The 17,443-nt window shown below is 63.6% G+C and carries 16 protein-coding genes; 6 read left to right on the forward strand and 10 right to left on the reverse strand.

The window, feature by feature from the left end:
* The first annotated feature begins 58 nt into the window (after positions 1-58).
* Positions 59-391, forward strand: a complete 333-nt coding sequence (gene trxA / locus AC1DEK_RS17135) for a thioredoxin TrxA (protein WP_183023723.1) — start codon at positions 59-61, stop codon at positions 389-391.
* 182 nt (positions 392-573) lie between these two features.
* Positions 574-1,839, forward strand: a complete 1,266-nt coding sequence (gene rho / locus AC1DEK_RS17140; protein WP_478126470.1) for a transcription termination factor Rho — start codon at positions 574-576, stop codon at positions 1,837-1,839.
* On the opposite strand, the gene AC1DEK_RS17145 is transcribed toward rho, so the two are convergent.
* Entirely contained in the window at positions 1,840-2,901 is a 1,062-nt protein-coding gene (locus AC1DEK_RS17145) for an oxidoreductase (RefSeq protein ID WP_478126471.1), read from the reverse strand.
* A 153-nt stretch (positions 2,902-3,054) separates the two neighbouring features.
* Between AC1DEK_RS17145 and AC1DEK_RS17150 the strand changes: the two genes are divergently transcribed.
* From AC1DEK_RS17150 to AC1DEK_RS17160, 3 genes are all read left to right on the forward strand, one after another.
* Positions 3,055-3,312: a type B 50S ribosomal protein L31 gene (locus tag AC1DEK_RS17150; protein WP_478104079.1), complete on the forward strand. Its 258-nt coding sequence runs from the start codon at positions 3,055-3,057 to the stop codon at positions 3,310-3,312.
* An 87-nt stretch (positions 3,313-3,399) separates the two neighbouring features.
* A complete protein-coding gene (locus tag AC1DEK_RS17155) occupies positions 3,400-5,130 on the forward strand; it encodes a hypothetical protein (RefSeq protein WP_478126472.1) in 1,731 nt (576 codons plus the stop codon).
* Positions 5,123-6,463, forward strand: a complete 1,341-nt coding sequence (locus tag AC1DEK_RS17160) for an MATE family efflux transporter (RefSeq protein ID WP_478126473.1) — start codon at positions 5,123-5,125, stop codon at positions 6,461-6,463. Before AC1DEK_RS17155 ends, AC1DEK_RS17160 begins: the two co-directional genes overlap by 8 nt.
* On the opposite strand, the gene phoR is transcribed toward AC1DEK_RS17160, so the two are convergent.
* From phoR to pstS, 7 genes are read right to left on the reverse strand one after another with little or no spacing between them, the layout of a single operon-like run.
* Positions 6,447-7,781 carry a phosphate regulon sensor histidine kinase PhoR gene (gene phoR / locus AC1DEK_RS17165; RefSeq protein ID WP_478126474.1) on the reverse strand — a complete coding sequence of 445 codons (1,335 nt, stop codon included), beginning with the start codon at positions 7,779-7,781 and terminating at the stop codon, positions 6,447-6,449. The two genes, AC1DEK_RS17160 and phoR, sit on opposite strands and share 17 nt — an antisense overlap.
* A 41-nt stretch (positions 7,782-7,822) precedes the next feature.
* Complete coding sequence (gene phoB / locus AC1DEK_RS17170; protein ID WP_478126475.1) at positions 7,823-8,515, reverse strand: phosphate regulon transcriptional regulator PhoB; 693 nt, start codon at positions 8,513-8,515, stop codon at positions 7,823-7,825.
* A 29-nt stretch (positions 8,516-8,544) separates the two neighbouring features.
* Positions 8,545-9,246, reverse strand: coding sequence for a phosphate signaling complex protein PhoU (phoU, locus tag AC1DEK_RS17175; RefSeq protein ID WP_478126476.1), 702 nt, complete (start codon positions 9,244-9,246; stop codon positions 8,545-8,547).
* Between the two features lie 10 nt (positions 9,247-9,256).
* Positions 9,257-10,036, reverse strand: a complete 780-nt coding sequence (pstB, locus tag AC1DEK_RS17180) for a phosphate ABC transporter ATP-binding protein PstB (RefSeq protein WP_478126477.1) — start codon at positions 10,034-10,036, stop codon at positions 9,257-9,259.
* Between the two features lie 5 nt (positions 10,037-10,041).
* Positions 10,042-10,926, reverse strand: coding sequence for a phosphate ABC transporter permease PstA (gene pstA, locus AC1DEK_RS17185; protein WP_478126478.1), 885 nt, complete (start codon positions 10,924-10,926; stop codon positions 10,042-10,044).
* Positions 10,923-11,993 carry a phosphate ABC transporter permease subunit PstC gene (gene pstC / locus AC1DEK_RS17190; RefSeq protein WP_478126479.1) on the reverse strand — a complete coding sequence of 357 codons (1,071 nt, stop codon included), beginning with the start codon at positions 11,991-11,993 and terminating at the stop codon, positions 10,923-10,925. Before pstC ends, pstA begins: the two co-directional genes overlap by 4 nt.
* Before the next feature lie 21 nt (positions 11,994-12,014).
* Positions 12,015-13,052, reverse strand: coding sequence for a phosphate ABC transporter substrate-binding protein PstS (gene pstS, locus AC1DEK_RS17195; RefSeq protein ID WP_478126480.1), 1,038 nt, complete (start codon positions 13,050-13,052; stop codon positions 12,015-12,017).
* Between the two features lie 201 nt (positions 13,053-13,253).
* Here pstS and AC1DEK_RS17200 point away from each other — a divergent pair, with 201 nt between their 5' ends.
* On the forward strand, positions 13,254-14,771 hold the full coding sequence (locus AC1DEK_RS17200; protein ID WP_478126481.1) for a Ppx/GppA phosphatase family protein: 1,518 nt from the start codon (positions 13,254-13,256) through the stop codon (positions 14,769-14,771).
* A gap of 13 nt (positions 14,772-14,784) precedes the next feature.
* Here the strand turns inward: AC1DEK_RS17200 and AC1DEK_RS17205 are convergent, their stop codons facing one another.
* A complete protein-coding gene (locus tag AC1DEK_RS17205) occupies positions 14,785-15,246 on the reverse strand; it encodes a SixA phosphatase family protein (RefSeq protein WP_478126482.1) in 462 nt (153 codons plus the stop codon).
* Positions 15,247-15,249: 3 nt separating this feature from the next.
* Complete coding sequence (ppk1, locus tag AC1DEK_RS17210; protein ID WP_478126747.1) at positions 15,250-17,427, reverse strand: polyphosphate kinase 1; 2,178 nt, start codon at positions 17,425-17,427, stop codon at positions 15,250-15,252.
* Positions 17,428-17,443 lie beyond the last annotated feature (16 nt).

Here is a 17,443-nt window from a genome sequence, read left to right on the forward strand (position 1 = left end):
TGTCACAATGAACCGCACTTTAGCTGCACCGAAACTCCCCGCGCACAAGGACACATCCATGGCCAGCGACCTCATCAAACATATCTCCGACTCTTCTTTCGAAGCCGACGTGCTCAAGTCCGGCAAGCCTGTCTTGGTGGACTATTGGGCCGAGTGGTGCGGTCCCTGCAAGATGATCGCGCCGATCCTGGACGAAGTCTCCAGCACCTATGAAGGCAAGCTGCAGATCGCCAAGATGAACGTCGACGAGAACCGCGACATCCCGGCCAAGTTCGGCATCCGCGGGATCCCGACGCTCATGCTGTTCAAGGACGGTCAGTTGGCCGCCACCAAGGTCGGCGCAATGAGCAAGGCCCAGCTCACCGCCTTCATCGATCAGCAGCTCGCTTGATGTTCCCTGCTGCCGCCGCGCAACGCGTCGGCAGCTTTCTCGTTTTTCCTGTCATAATTCCCCACAGTTCACCGGCCCATTCAGGCACCCGGTTCGAGTTCCCCGGTTTGTGAGGCATCTCTCGCCTCACATCAGACCTCCCCCTCCTCGTTTTGACAGATTTCCCCGCAAGGGGTCGCTCCATGCACTTAAACGAACTCAAGGCACTCCATGTGTCCGAAGTCCTCAAGCAGGCTGAAGCCCTTGAGATCGAAAACGTCGGCCGCATGCGCAAGCAGGAGTTGATGTTCGCAATCATCAAGAAGCGTGCGAAGGCTGGCGAACAGGTTTTCGCCGACGGCGTGCTCGAGATCCTGCCGGACGGCTTCGGCTTCCTGCGCAGCCCCGACACCAGCTTCACCGCCAGCACGGACGACATCTACATCTCGCCCAGCCAGGTTCGACGCTTCAATCTGCACACCGGCGACATGATCGAAGGTGAGGTGCGCACGCCCAAGGACGGCGAGCGCTACTTTGCGCTGACCAAGCTCGACAAGGTCAACGACGGCCTGCCTGAAGCGAACAAGCACAAAGTGATGTTCGAGAACCTGACGCCGCTGTTTCCCAAGCAGCTGATGCGCCTGGAACGCGACAACTTCAAGGGCGACGAAAACATCACCGGGCGCATCATCGACATCATCGCGCCAATCGGCAAAGGCCAGCGCGCCCTGCTGGTAGCGCCGCCCAAGAGCGGCAAGACGGTCATGATGCAGCATATCGCGCACGCGATCAGCGCGAACTATCCGGAGGTTCACATGATGGTGCTGCTCGTGGACGAGCGGCCCGAAGAAGTGACCGAAATGCAGCGCACCGTGAAGGGCGAAGTCATTGCGTCGACCTTCGACGAACCGGCGGCCCGCCACGTGCACGTTGCCGAAATGGTCATCGAGCGCGCCAAGCGCCTGGTCGAGCTCAAGAAGGACGTCGTGATCCTGCTCGACTCGATCACCCGCCTCGCCCGCGCCTACAACAACGTGGTGCCTTCATCAGGCAAGGTGCTGACCGGCGGCGTGGACTCCAACGCCCTGCAGCGCCCCAAGCGCTTCCTCGGCGCAGCGCGCAATGTCGAAGAAGGCGGCTCGCTCACGATCATCGGCACAGCCCTGATCGACACCGGCAGCCGCATGGATGAGGTGATCTTCGAAGAGTTCAAGGGTACGGGCAACTCCGAAATCCATCTGGACCGCCGCCTGTACGAAAAGCGCGTGTTCCCCTCCATCCAGCTCAATCGCAGCGGCACCCGCCGCGAGGAACTGCTGTTGCCGCCTGAAATTCTTCAGAAAACCCGGATCCTTCGCCAGCTCATGTACAACATGGACGAGATCGAGGCGATGGAGCTCATGCTGAAGAACATGAAGGCCACCAAGACCAATGTCGAATTCTTCGACATGATGCGTCGCGGCGGCTGATCAGCGAGCCGGCAATGCGCGCCCTTCGGCTGCGCTTTGTCGGCCGAGGTCGAGCAATTCCATCAGCTCGACCGCCTGCTCCGGCGTGACCGGATTCGGGCCTTTACCGAGAATCGCATCCCGCACGGCGACGTAGTAGTCGACGTAGTTGCCCGCACGCGTGGGTAGCTTTCGCGTCTGCATCCGACCATCCTTTGCCGCAACGGTGAGTTCGCCTTCTATCGGATCGGCACCCCATCCTGGATCCGTGGGTCGCCCACCGGCACGCAAGGCGTCTTCCTGTGGATCGACGCCGCGCTTGAGGTAGCTGCCGCGCACGCCGTGGAGGATGTAGCGCGGCGCGGCATGTCCGGCCAACGTCGTCGCGTGCAGAATCACTCGCAGCGGCGCGTGCGGCCCGCTCTCGTAGCGAAGCACCGCATGGAAATAATCTTCGACCAATGCGCCGTCTCGCAAGATGGCGCTGTCCAGTTGCAGTGTGTCCGGTCGCCCGAAGAGTTGGATCGTCTGGTCGAGCAGATGCGACCCGAGATCGACCCACAATCCCGCACCCGGCACCGGCTGTTCGCGCCAACGCGCGCGCACCTCGGGTCGATAGCGGTCGAAATGCGATTCGAAGTACACCGGCCGTCCCAACTCCCCGCTCGCGAGGACGTCTCGCAAGGTCAGGAAATCCGCGTCCAGGCGGCGGTTTTGATAGACCGACAGCACGCGCTTTTTGCCTGCAGCCAACCCGGCGAGTTCGCGCGCCTGGGCGGCGTCCAGGGTAAAGGGTTTGTCCACCACCACGTGCTTGCCGGCCGCGAGTGCAGCCTTGGCGACCGGATGGTGCTGGGCGTTGGGGGTCGCCACGACGATCAGATCGATATCGGCTCGGCTGACCAGCGCATTAACGTCGGGAACCACGTCCACACCCGGCCAATCGGCGTGGACTTTGTGCGGTTGCGAACTTGCAACGGCGCCGAGTTCAAGGCCCGGAACGGCGGAAATGACCGGGGCATGAAAGGTCTGCCCGGCAAATCCATAGCCGACGAGGCCGGCGCGCAAATTCGATGGTGGCATGGGGTGAGCCTCTGGCGCTAAAAGAGACCAGTATGCGATAATTGCCGGCTTCGCGAAAAGTGCAGCGCGACGTTGTGTCGTGTCATCCGTCAAGGTAAATCAACCACCAAGGACGGATTTTTGTGGCTCTCGCATCGACCCAAAGGAAAGATCATGAAAGAAGGCATTCACCCGAACTACCGTGAAGTTCTGTTCGTCGACCTGTCGAACGGCTTCAAGTTCGTGACCCGTTCGTGCGCGAACACCAAGGAAATGGGCAAGACCGACGACGGTCGTGAACTGCCTCTTTACAAGCTCGACACATCGAGCGAATCGCACCCCTTCTATACCGGCACGCAAAAGTCGGTGGACAACATGGGCGGCCGCGTCGAGAAATTCCGCAACCGCTTCGGCAAGACTGCTTCCAAGTAAGGAAGGCGCTTCCGTACATAGGGCAGCCCGGGTCACCGCGCTGCCCTTTTTCTTTCCAACTGACCGTCCCCTCCCCTTCCTTCGCAGTTGAACCAGCCGACGCCCGCCATCGTTGCCCAGAGCGCTGTGCGCCGCCTACCGCGCGTTGCATTGCTGCTGCTGTGCGCGGCGTACCTCATGCCGGGCCTGCTGGGCCGCGGTCCATGGAAAAGCGCCGATATCACCGCATTCGGCTACATGGCGGAGCTGGCTCGCACCACCGAAGGCATCGCGCGGTGGTTCGACCCGATGCTTCTCGGAATGCGGCCCGAGACGCCCGCGCTGATTCCCTACTGGATCGGCGCCTGGGCCATCAAGATCGCGCCGGCCTGGATCAACCCCGATCTTGCGGTGCGCATCGCGTTCGCCCTGCTCCTCGCCGGCACCTTCACCGCAACCTGGTATGCCGTCTACTACTTGGCGCGCACTTCGCGGGCACAGCCGGTGGCTTTCGCTTTCGGGGGTGAAGCTCAGCCGACGGACTATGCGCGCGCGATTGCAGATGGCGCTTTGCTGGCGCTGATCGCCTGCCTCGGACTTGCTCAGCTGGGGCACGAAACCACTCCCGCACTCGCCCAGCTCTTCTTTGCATCACTCCTGTTCTATGGCGTTGCCGCACTGCCATATCGGCGCGCGGGTGCCTTCGTCGTCCTGTTGATCGGCACGGTTGGCATGACGCTGAGCGGCGGCCCGACCGTCGGGCTCGCACTGGGCATCGGATGCGGGGTGATCCTCGTCGAAGAACGCAGGCGCGGCGCGGCCGATCAGCCCGGAGACTCCGAGCCCATCTACACGAAGGGCGCCATCGTGGCCGTGTTCGGCGCGACGCTTCTTGCAGGAATATTGGCTGCGATCCTCGGCCTGCTGCAATGGAAGATCGAACTCCCCGGAAGCCACCGCGCCGTCGCCGAAATACGCGATCAGGCCAAGCTGTTGCTGTGGTTCACTTGGCCGGCCTGGCCGCTGGCCATCTGGACGTTGTGGCGATGGCGCCGGCAATTGACGGCCCGGCATGTCGCCCTGCCTCTGTGGTTCGTGGTCGTGCCCCTGCTCGCCACCTGGACCACGAATTTTTCGGAACGCTCGCTGTTGCTCGGCTTGCCCGCGTTCGCTACCTTGGCAGCGTTCGCGCTCCCGACTTTCCGCCGAAGCGTGGCGGCGCTGATCGACTGGTTCACGCTGCTGTTCTTCAGCGGTTCGGCCATCATCATCTGGGTGATCTGGGTTGCAATGCAGACGGGCGTGCCCGCCAAGCCCGCGGCCAACGTCGCGAAGCTCGCGCCGGGCTTCGTGCCAGAGTTTTCCGCGGTCGCCTTTGTCTTTGCACTGACGGCGACGCTCGCCTGGGCATGGCTGGTGCGATGGCGCACCGGGCGCCACCGCGCCGCCCTGTGGAAGACGCTGGTCTTGCCGGCCGGCGGTGCTGCCTTGTGCTGGACGCTCGTGATGACGCTGTGGTTGCCAGCGCTCGACTATGCGCGCAGCTACGCCCCGCAGGTGCGCGCGATTTCAGAGCGCGTCGGCCAGCCTTCGTGCATTTCCGAGCTCGCACTCGACCGGCCGCACATCGCCGCGCTTCGCCATCACGGCAACTTCGACTTGCAGCCGCTGCTGAGCGGGCAAGCCTGCCCTTGGCTGCTCGTCAGCCCGAGTGCGATCGTGAGCCTTCACGAGATCGTCAACCTCGATGCCTGGCGCCTCATCGGGACGCTGCGTCGTCCGACCAGCCCAGCGGACGACCTGCTGCTCTTCCAACGGATCGTTCCCGCAGGTGACTAGCGAACGGCGTGTGATCGCGCGCCACGCAGGGACGGTACTGGTGGGGCAGCTGGCCGTGATGGCCTTCGGCGTCACCGACACGATCGTGGCCGGGCGCTATGCCGAAGGCGCTCTTGCGGCGCTGTCGGTCGGCTCGGCGATATTCATCAGCGTCTTCGTTGCCTTGATGGGTGCCCTGCAGGCGCTCTTGCCGGTATGGGCCGAACTCCACGGCGCGCAACGTACGGCGGAAGTCGGCCGCTCGGTGCGCCAGTCGCTCTATGTCTGCGCCGCCGCGGTCGTCATAGGCATGACGATCCTGCTTTTTCCGGCGCCGATGCTCCGTTGGACCGAAGTGCCGGCAGGCATGCAAGACGACGTCCAGGCGTATTTGCGGGTGCTGGCGTTGGCGTTGCCGCCGGCCTTGCTGTTCCGGCTGTTCAGCACGCTCAACCAAAGCCTTGGCAAACCCCAGCTGGTGACTTGGCTGCAATTGGGATCGCTGTGCGTCAAGCTGCCCTTGTCGATCTGGTTCACCTTCGGTGGCGCGGGGGTGCCCGCGATGGGGCTGGTCGGCTGCGGATGGGCTACGTTGGTCGTCAACTACACCATGCTGGGCGCAGCGATCTGGCTGCTGCGCAATGAGCCCTTCTATCGCGAATATCGCTTCTGGCAGCGCATCGAAGCGCCGGACTGGGCGCAGTTGCGCCAATTCGCGAGGCTCGGTGTTCCCGCTGGCCTGGCGGTGCTGGTCGAGGTGACCTCGTTCACACTGATGGCACTCTTCATTGCGCGCCTTGGCACGGCGGCATCGGCTGCGCATCAGATCGCGGCGAACCTCACCGCTGTGGCCTACATGATGCCGCTGTCGCTCTCCATCGCGACCAGCGCGCGGGTCAGCTACTGGCTGGGCGCCGGCGAGGATGGCCTCGCCCGAAGCGCCGGCCGCAGAGGATTCGAACTGACGATGTGCCTCGCCCTGCTCTTCGCCGGATCGATGGCCTTGTTCCGCTGGCAACTCGCTGCCATCTATTCAGCCAATCCCGACGTGATCGCTCTCGGTGCGACGTTGATTCTGGTCACCGCCGGCTATCACTTCGCCGATGCTCTGCAGACACTTTGCGTCTTCGTCCTGCGTTGCTATCGGGTCACGGTGATGCCGCTGATCCTCTACTGCACTCTGCTGTGGGGCGTCGGACTCGGCGGCAGCTACCTGCTGGCCTATCGCGGCATCGGCCCGTGGCCCGCGATGCAATCTCCACTGGCCTTCTGGCTCATGGGCGGGATTGCGCTTCTCATCAACGCCTTGCTGTTTCTGATCCTGCTTGCGCGAACCGTCAGGCGACCGCGCTGACTGCCGACGCCAGTCGCAGCCGCACGACCGGAAACACGAGCGCAAAGCGCGACCCCTTGCCGACCGTGCTCTCGATGCGCAGTTCGGCCCCATGCCGCTGTGCGATGTGCTTGACAATCGCGAGCCCGAGCCCGGTGCCGCCCGTTTCACGTGATCGGCTGCGGTCGATGCGATAGAAGCGCTCGGTCAGCCGTGGGATGTGCTCGGCAGCGATGCCGGGTCCGCTGTCGCGTACTGCATATTCGCCCCGGCCATCGGGCAGAAGACGCCAGGTCACGGCCACCTGTCCGCCGGCGGGCGTGTAGCGAATCGCGTTGGTCAGCAGGTTCGACATCGCGCTTTGCAGTTCAGTCGGCGCGCCTGCAATCTCGCTGTCCGCTTCCAACGAAAACGACAACTGATGCCCTTGCGGCGAGAGCCGGCTGGAGAGCCCCCGGCCCTCGTCTTCGCATTGCGCCATCAGGGCCCGCAGGCGGGTCCAGCGGTTGGCCGGCGGTGGCGCACTGCCTTCCAGGCGCGACAAGGTCAGCAGGTCATTCACCAGTGTTTCCATGCGATGGGACTGCTGACTCATCAGCCCGAGATAGCGCGAGCGCTCCTCTGCATCGAGTGGGAGGTTCTGCAATGTCTCGACGAAGCCGGCAAGCACCGTGAGCGGCGTGCGGATTTCATGCGAGACATTGGCGACGAAATCGCGCCGCATCGCGTCCGCCTGCTCCAGAGAAGTGATGTCGCGCGTGAGCAGCATCCGCCGGTTGCCTGCATAGGGATGCACCTGCACCGAAAGCCGCACCGGATGGCTGCGTTGGGGCAGCGTCGACGGAGCATCGATGACGACGTCGCGGCTGTAGTTCCACGAGGCCAGGTACGCAACGAAAGCCGGATCGCGGACCAGATTGGCAAGATGCTGGAGCAGATCGCGCTCGGCGTCGATGCCGAACTGCCCCGCCGCCGTCTGGTTGCACCATTCGATGCGACCTTGCTGATCGAGCAGCACCACACCGTTGGGCGATGCCTGGATGGCCGCCAGAAACTCCTGGAGGCGCTCCTCGGCTTGCTGAGTCTGCTTTTCGCGGTCCCGCAGCAGTTTGCGGATCCGCTCAGCGAGTTCGCCCCAGACGCCTGATCCGCGAGAAGGCAGCCCGGAAGCATCCTTGCGCAGCACATCGAGAAGCCGCTGAGCACGCCAGGCGTCGAGCACCAGCCAAACGACCGCGCCCAGCCATGCCCCCAGCCAGGCGAAACGCCAGCCGAAGGCCGCAGCCACGCCGCCGCCGACGAGCGAAGCAATCAGGAAAGTCGCGATACGAAACGGCATGCAGGTTCATTATCTCGCCCGGTCTTCACCGGCGAGCCTTCTCAAACCGTAGCCTGGGCCGTGAGCCGGTAGCCTGCGCCGCGCACCGTCTCGACCATCGGCGCGGCCGGGCCGAGCGACTCGCGCAGGCGCTTGACGTGCACATCGACCGTGCGCTCCTCGATGTAGACGTGGTCGCCCCAGACCTTGTCGAGCAACTGCGCGCGGCTGTGCACGCGTTCGGCGTGCTGCATGAGAAAGCCCAGCAGCTTGAATTCGGTCGGACCCACTTTCAGCGGAGTGCCCTGCCAGGTGACGCGGTGCGTGGCCGTGTCGAGCGCGAGTTCGCCGATCTCGACACGTTCCGTCACGACCTCCGGCGCGCGCCGGCGCAACACCGCGCGGATGCGCGCCAGCATCTCCTGCGTCGAAAAAGGCTTCGTGATGTAGTCGTCCGCACCGGCGTCGAGGCCCGCCACCTTGTCGGGCTCGTCGCCGCGCGCAGTCAGCATGAGGATCGGGATTGCCTTGGTGCGCGAATCCTTGCGCCATTGACGGGCCAACTGCAGGCCGCTTTGGCCCGGCAGCATCCAATCCAGGAGCACGAGGTCGGGCAAGAAAGCATCGATCTCGCGCTGCGCCGCGGCGCCGTCTTCGGCCCAGATCGGCTCGAAGCCGTTGTGCCGCAAGTTCACTGCGATCAGTTCGGCGATCGAAGACTCGTCTTCAACGATCAGGATGCGGGGTTTCTTCATGAATCCTCAAATTTTCCATTCGATGGCGATCACTGCAACGCCGACTCGATTTCCTGCATGGAAGTGTGCCGCACGTCCGCGCCCTTGACGATGTAGATGATGAATTCGGCAATGTTCTTCGCGTGGTCGCCGATGCGCTCGATGGCCTTTGCCAGGAACAGCAGGTCCAGGCTCGCGGAAATCGTGCGCGGGTCTTCCATCATGTAGGTGACCAGCTTGCGCACGAAGCCGTCGAATTCCTTGTCGATCAGGTCGTCGTCCTTCAGGATCGACAGCGCTGCGGCGGTGTCCAGCCTTGCAAAGGCGTCGAGCGCCTTACGCAGAAGCCCCGAAGCCAGGTCGGCCGCTATGCGCAGTTCCATCGAAGGCAAGGCGCGTGCCGATCCGCTTTCGATGATCGACTTGACCATGCGGGCGATCTTGTTGGCCTCGTCGCCCACTCGCTCCAGATTGGCGGTTGTCTTCGAAATGGCGATCAAGAGGCGCAGGTCGCGCGCGGTCGGCTGGCGGCGGGCGATGATCGACGACAGATCACGGTCGATCTCGATTTCCATCGCGTTCACGCGGTGCTCTGTCTCCATCACACGGTCGGCCGTTTCAGCGTCGAATTGCTGCAGCGCATACACCGCCTGGTGGATCTGCGCTTCGACCATTCCGCCAAGCTCCATCACGCGGGAGGAGACGGCGTTGAGCTCGCTGTCGAATTGGCTGGAAAGATGCTTTTCGGTCATGTCGGTCTCCTTAGCCGAAGCGGCCCGTGATGTAGTCTTCCGTCTCTTTGCGCTTCGGCTTGAAGAAGAGTTCTTCGGTCGCTCCGAACTCGATCAGGTCGCCGAGGTACATGTAGGCGGTGTAGTCGCTGCAGCGAGCAGCCTGCTGCATGTTGTGGGTCACGATGACAACGGTGTACTCGCTTTTCAGCTCGGCGATCAACTCTTCGATCTTGGCCGTGGAAATCGGGTCGAGCGCCGAGCACGGCTCGTCCAGCAATAGCACTTCGGGCTTGATGGCGATGCCGCGCGCGATGCAAAGGCGCTGCTGCTGGCCGCCTGAAAGGCCCGAGCCGCTCTGCTGGAGCTTGTCGCGCACTTCGGTCCACAGGGCGGCCTTCTTGAGCGCCCACTCCACCCGATCGTCCATCTCGGAAGCGCTGAGGTTCTCGAACAGCTTCACGCCGAACGCGATGTTGTCGTAGATCGACATCGGGAAAGGTGTCGGCTTCTGGAACACCATGCCGACCTTGGCGCGGATCAGGGCGACGTCCTGTTTCGACGTCAGCAGGTTTTCACCGTCCAAGGCGATGGTGCCTTCCGCGCGCTGTTCGGGGTAAAGCTCGAACATCCGGTTGAAGGTGCGGAGCAAGGTCGATTTGCCGCAGCCTGAAGGTCCGATGAAGGCCGTGACCTTGTTCTCCGGGATTTCGAGGTTGATGCCCTTGAGCGCGTGGAACTTGCCGTAATAGAAGTTCAGGTCCTTGACCGAGATCTTCGCGCGGGTCGGTTGAGCGATGGTGGTTGACATGGTGTTCAGAGCTTGTTTCGCGTGAGAACGCGCGCGAGGATATTGAGGGCGAGGACCGCGACGGTGATCAGGAACACGCCGGCCCAGGCCAGGTGCTGCCAGTTCTCGTACGGGCTCATCGCGAACTTGAAGATCGTCACCGGCAGGCTCGCCATGGGCTGACGCATGTCCGCCGTCCAGAACTGGTTGCTGAGCGCGGTGAAAAGCAGCGGCGCGGTTTCGCCGGCAATGCGCGCCACTGCCAGAAGCACGCCCGTTACCACGCCGGCTCGCGCTGCGCGCAAAGTGATGCTCAGGATGACCTTCCACTTCGGTGTGCCGAGCGCATAGGCCGCTTCGCGCAAACCAGGCGGCACGAGTTGCAGCATGTTTTCGGTCGTGCGGATCACGACCGGAATCACGATCAACGCCAGGGCCAACGCACCGGCCAAGCCTGAGAACGACTTCAAGTACGCCACGACGATCGCATAGACGAACAGGCCGATGACGATCGACGGCGCCGACAGCAGGATGTCGTTGACGAAGCGCACCACGCTCGAGAGCCACCCCTTGGGGTTGTATTCGGCAAGGTAAATGCCCGCCATGATCCCGATCGGCGTACCGATGAAAGTGGCAACCCCCACCATCGCAAGCGAACCGAAGATGGCGTTGGCAATGCCTCCCTCTTCGTTGGGTGGCGGCGTTATTTCGGTCAGCGCGCTCAAAGTGAGGCCACCGATGCCCAGGCGCAGGGTCTCCCACAGAATCCAGACGAGCCAGAAGACCCCGAAAGCCATCGCAGCCAATGACAGCGTCAGCGCGACGATGTTCACCCGCTTTCGGCCGGCGAACTTGGCCGCGCGCGTTTCCTGGAGTGTCTTGGCGCTCAGCAGACGTTCAGCCGTGGTCATGATTTGGTTCCTTCGCTCTTGCGCATCTGCTGGAGCAGCAGCTTGGACAGCGACAGCACGACGAAGGTGATGAAGAAAAGCACCAGGCCGAGATACATCAGCGAAGCCTGGTGCAAGCCAGCCCCCGCCTCTGCAAACTCATTGGCAAGCACCGAAGTGATGCTGTTGGCCGCCTCGAAGACCGAGAGTGAGTTGAGTTGGTTGGTGTTGCCGATCACGAACGTGACGGCCATGGTCTCGCCCAAGGCACGGCCGAGGCCGAGCATGATGCCCCCGACGACACCGGCCTTGGTGTAAGGCAGCACGACCTTCGACACCACTTCCCAGGTGGTCGAACCGAGCCCGTAGGCGGATTCCTTGAGCAGCGGCGGCGTCACTTCGAATACGTCCCGCATCACCGAAGCAATGAACGGAATGATCATGATCGCCAGGATGATGCCGGCCGACAGAATGCCGATGCCTACCGGCGGCCCCGACACCAGTGCGCCCAGGTAAGGAACGCCCGCAAAGAGCTTCTGCAGCGGCTGCTGCACGAAGGTGGAAAGAATCGGCCCGAAGACCAGCAAGCCCCACATGCCGTAGACGATCGAAGGCACCGCCGCGAGCAATTCGATGGCGGTGCCCAGCGGGCGCTTCAGCCAGGACGGGGACATTTCGGTCAGGAACAGCGCGATGCCGAAGCTCACCGGCACCGCGATGACCAACGCGATGGCGGAGGTCGCGAGCGTCCCGTAGATCATCACGAGGCCGCCGTACTGGTCCTGCACCGGATCCCAGACGCTGCTCGTGAGAAACCCGAGCCCGAACTTCGAGATGGCCGGCCAGGCGCCGACCAGCAGCGAAAGCAGGATGCCGATCAGCATCGCGAGCGTGAGCAGCGCGGCGCCCTTGGCGGCCATGCCGAACAGGCGATCGGTGGTGGCGCCGCTGCGTGGCCGCTTGGCCGGCGGCGGACTTGCCGTGACGCGGGCACGCTCGGCTGAGCGATCGAGCGGGCTGGCGCTTGCGGGGAATGTGGTTGACACGGTTCGCTCCGAATGGGGCGCGCGATCAAGCGGAGTGCTCATGCGCGCGCCGTCGTGTCTTGCTTACTTGAAAGCGACGGGCTTGCCCGACGCGTCCTTGATGTCGCCCCAGGCGCTGGAGATGACGCCCTTGACCTTGTCGGGCATCGGCACGTAGTCGAGATCCGCAGCGGTCTTGTCGCCAGTCTTGTAGGCCCAGTCGAAGAACTTGAGCGTCGTGGCGGCTTGCACGGGCTTGTCCTGCGTCTTGTGCATCAGGATGAAGGTCGCGCCGGTGATGGGCCACGAATCCTTGCCCGGCTGGTCGGTCAGCACCTGGTAGAAGGTCTTCGACCAGTCCGCGCCTGCCGCGGCGGCCTTGAATGCCGAATCGTCCGGCGACACGAAGGCGCCGTCCTTGTTCTGCATCAGCGCGTAGTTCATCTTGTTCTGCTTGACGTACGCATATTCGACATAGCCGATCGAGTTCGGCAGGCGGTTCACGAAGGCTGCGACACCTTCGTTGCCCTTGCCGCCCGCACCGTTGGGCCAATTGACTGCCGTGCCGTCGCCGACCTTGGCCTTCCACTCGGGATTGGCTTTGCTCAGGTAGTTGGTGAACAGGAACGTCGTACCCGAACCGTCGGCGCGGCGCACCGTGGCAATCGGTGCATCGGGCAGCGCCAGGCTGGGGTTCAGCGCCTTCACGGCCGGATCGTTCCACTTGGTGATCTTGCCCAGGTAGATGTCGCCGAGAACCTGTCCGCTGAGCTTGAGTTCGCCCGGCTTGATGCCCTGGATGTTGATCACCGGGACCACACCGCCGATGACGGTCGGGAACTGCATCAGCCCTTTGGTCTTGAGCTCATCGTCCGAAAGGGGCATGTCCGATGCGCCGAAATCGACCGTCTTCGCATCGATCTGCTTGATGCCCGCGCCAGAACCCACGGACTGGTAGTTGATTTTGGCCCCCGTGGCCTTGTTGAAGTCGGAGGCCCACTTTGAATACAGCGGCGCCGGGAAGCTGGCGCCGGCACCGGTGGCCTCGTCCGCAAAGGCGGAAACATGGAAGAACGCCGAGGCCAGGAGGCCGACAGCTGCGAATTTGAACGTCGTTTTCATGATGCTTCCTTTAGCTGCATAGAAACCCTTCAGAGGGCTTGGGACGGACTCTAGAAAGCTTCTGTGACAGTGCGATGACATCTGCCCACAGAGGGGAAAATGCCCCGATGCGCCGGACTCGGAATGACGTTGTCACACAACCGTCATGCGCCGCACCTAGCCTGCGGCGCTACGATCAGGCCCCGACATTTCCTCCTCACCATGCAAAACGGAACCCGCCTCGCTGCGGTCGATCTCGGCTCGAACAGCTATCGCCTCGAAATCGGTCGCGTCGATCACGGCCAGATTCACCGGGCCGAATACATCAAGGAGACCGTTCGCCAAGGCAACGGACTCGATTCTTCGCGCAACCTCACGCCCGATGCGATGCAGCGCGGCTGGGATGCGCTGGCGCGCTTCGGCGAACGCCTCGCAGGATTCAAGCGCTCCGAAGTCCGCGCGGTCGCCACGCAGACCCTGCGTGAAGCGCGCAACCGGGACGAGTTCCTGCTGCGCGCGCGCACCATTCTGGGATTCGGCATCGACGTCATCACGGGCCGCGAAGAAGCGCGCCTGATCTACCAAGGCGTGGCGCACATGCTGCCGCACACCGAAGCGACGAACCGCGAGCGCCGTCTGGTCATCGACATCGGCGGCCGTTCCACCGAAATGATCATTGGGCAAGGCCCCAAGGCGGAGGTGATGGAGTCTTATCGCGTCGGCAGCGTGGCCTGGTCGATGAAGCATTTTCCGCAAGGCGTCTTCACGACTTCGGCTTTCAAGGCCGCCGAAGTCGCTGCCAAGGCGGTGCTCGACGACGCGCTATCGACCTATGTGCCGGATCGGTGGGACGTGGCCTATGGCGCGTCCGGAACGATCGGCGCGGTGGGCGACGTGCTGGCGGTTGCCGGCAACGAGCCGGGCCTGATCACTCGCGAGGGCCTGGATTGGCTCCTCGACCGCCTGCTGAAGGCCGGCAGTGCCGACCGCCTGCGCATCGAAGGCATGCGGGAAGATCGCAAGGCGGTGATCGGCGGCGGCGTGAGCGTGCTTCGCGCGGTATTCGATCTGCTGGAAATCGACGAGATGAGAGTCGCCCAAGGCGCACTGCGCCACGGCGTGCTCTACGAATTGCTCGAGCGCGACGACACGGTTGCCGACCTGCGCGTCGGCACGGTGGCCCGGCTGGCAACCCGCTTCGCCGTGGATGGAGCGCAGGTCAAGCGCGTCGGCGAAACGGCCGCGACGCTGTTTCTGCAGCTGGATCCGAGCGCCCGGGGCGCCGACACCGCAAGCCGCGCCGGCCGCTCGCTGCGAAAACTGAGCTGGGCCGCGCAGTTGCACGAGATCGGCACCCACATCTCGCACAGCGAATACCACAAGCACGGCGCATACATCCTCGACAACGCCGATGCGCCGGGTTTTGCCGTCAACGAGATGCACTGGCTGAGCCAACTGGTGCTCGGCCACCGGGGCAAGCTGCGCAAGCTCGAAACCGTGCTGGACGACCCCACCTTCGTGCTGCAACTGCTGGCGCTGCGGGTGGCCGTGATCCTTTGCCATGCCCGGCGAGATCCCGACCTCGCCGGACTGCGCATCTCGCGGCGCGACGAGAAGATCTTCACGATCGCCTGCCGCTCGCAGTGGGTCGAACTCTATCCGCAATCCGCGCATCTGCTGCGCGAAGAGGTACTGGCCTGGCAGAAGACCAACTGGCGGGTCGAGCTCGCCAAGGTCTGAGGTCAGCGGGAGCTCAAAGCAACTCCGGCGCCTGAACCGTGACGACCACGGTCTGCACGTCGCCGTCGCGCTCGCGGGTGCGAATCCACCAAACTGCGCCCTTGCGCACGGGGCAGCTGTCCTGCTGCAGACCCAGCAGCAGCGAGATGGCCTGCCCGAGCGATGGCTGGTGGCCGATCAGGAGCACCACCGACTTGCCGTTCGGCCAACCCGCCACGGAAAGCAGCGCGTCGGGCGTGGTGTCGGGCGCCAGTTCGCCGCGCAGCTTGTACTTGCGGCCGAGCGCCAGCGCCGTCTGCTCGCAGCGGCGCGCCGGGCTGCAGACGATGCGGGTGCCGTCGGGCAATTGGCGATCGAGCCATGCGGCCATGCGCTTGGCCTGTTTTTCGCCTCGCGACGTCAGGGAACGCTGCATGTCGTCGCAGCCCTCCGTCCAATCGTCCGCTTCAGCGTGGCGCCAGAAAATCAGGTCCATGGATCAGTCTCGTAATGCGGCGCGCCGCAGTCCGCGCGACGCGTAGCGGTTCATCAGGGCCGTCTGCGCACCATGCGCTTCAATGGCGCGCGAAGCGCCCTCCTCACCCGGATGGGTGTCCTTGTCGACGCGCCTGTAGACGCCGTCCGAACCCAGGTCCCAGGCATCGCGCCCATCGTGCAGATAGGCCACCAGGCATTCGTCGATGAGACGCTGGCGCAGCACCGGATCAGTCACCGGCCAGGCCAGCTCGACCCGGCGCAGCATGTTGCGATTCATCCAGTCCGCGCTCGACAGGTAAAGCGATTCGTCAAGCGCCTGCCGGAAGTAGAAAACCCGCGAGTGCTCCAGAAAGCGCCCGATGACCGAACGCACGCGGATGTTGTCCGTCACGCCCGGCATGCGGGCCGGCAGCGTGCATGCACCGCGCACGATCAGGTCGATCTTCACGCCCTTCTGCCCCGCGCTGACGAGTGCGGCGATCAGGTCTTCGTCCGTCAGCGCATTCATCTTGGCGACGATGCGCGTCGGCTCGCCGGCTTCCGAGGCCGCACCGAGCGCGTTGATGCGGGCGATGAGATTGCGATGCAGGTCGAAGGGCGCGACCCACATGCGATTGAGCTTCGGCAGGCGGCTCTGGCTGGCCATGTGGACGAAGACCGCTTCCATGTCCGCCGTCAACAAGGGGTCGGCGGTCAGATGGCTGATATCCGTGTAGAGCGCCGCCGTGCGCGGGTTGTAGTTGCCGGTCGAAAGATGGCCGTAGCGGCGCATGTGCTTGCCTTCACGTCGCGTGATCAGCAGCATCTTCGCGTGGGTCTTCAGGCCGACGACGCCGTAGACGACCTGCGCGCCGATCGACTCCAGCATTTCCGCCCAGTTGATGTTCGCCTCTTCATCGAAACGCGCCTTGAGCTCGACGACCACCGTCACTTCCTTGCCACGGCGCACTGCCTCGCGCAGCAGGTCCATCAGCTCGGAGTCGGTGCCCGTGCGGTAGATCGTCTGCTTGATCGCCAGCACCTGCGGGTCCTGAACTGCCTCTCGCAGGAAGGCCAACACGCCCTCGAAGCTCTCGAACGGCTGGTGGATGAGCGCGTCGCCGCGCCGCAGCCTGTCGAAGAAGGACTGTCCCGGCGAAAGCGTGATCGGGTAGGAGGCCTCATAAGGCTGAAACCGCAGCTGCGGCTCGTCGAGCAAGTCGATGAGCTGCGTCAGGCGGGCGAGATTGACCGGCCCGTGCACCCGGTAGAGCGCCTGCGTCGGCAGATTGAACTGCGCCAGCAGGAAGCTCGCCAGCGATTCGGCACAGCTCGATGACACCTCCAGCCGAACGGCCTGACCGTAATGCCGGTGCTGCAAGCCCTGGCGCAGCGCGGTACGCAGGTTCTTGACGTCTTCCTCGTCAACGGCGAGGTCGGAATGGCGCGTCACCCGAAACTGCGAAAACTCCCCAACTTCGCGCCCCGGAAACATGCTCGAAAGATGCGCCCGCACGATGCTCGACAGCGCGATGAACAGCGTCTTTCCGTCAGATACCTTGGCCGGCAGCCGGATGAGGCGCGGCAACACCCGCGGCACCTTCACGATGGCGATCGGGTTCTCGCGACCGAAAGCATCCTTGCCGCTGAGCCGCACGATGAAGTTGAGCGACTTGTTGGCGACTTGCGGAAACGGATGCGCCGGGTCCAACCCGACAGGGATCAGCAGCGGCCGAACTTCGCGCTCGAAATAGTCGCTGACCCACTTGCGCTGGACCGGATTGCGCTCCCCATGCGAGACGATCCGGATGCCTTGGCTCGCAAAGGCAGGAATCAGCTTGTCGTTGTAGAGCGAGTATTGCTGCGCCACCAGCGCATGCGCCGCCTCGGCCAGCCGCTCGAAGGAATCGACGCTGTAGCTGCCCTTGCGCACGCCCGCCACGCTCGCCCCCAGGTGCGGCGCGGCGCGAACTTCGAAAAACTCGTCGAGGTTGGACGAAACGATGCAGAGATAACGCAGCCGCTCTATCAGCGGCACCTCGGGGCGCTGCGCCCAATCGAGCACCCGTTCATTGAAAGCCAGGATGCTGTGGTCGCGGTCGAGCAGCGTCAGTGCCGGCTTGCCGGCGACAGCCAGACTGTCGACGGTTTCGGGCGGCGTGGATAAAAATTCTGGTACGACCGGCACGGACTCAACCATAAGCCAAAACATGACA

The organism is Variovorax sp. 10N420, from assembly GCF_056394705.1.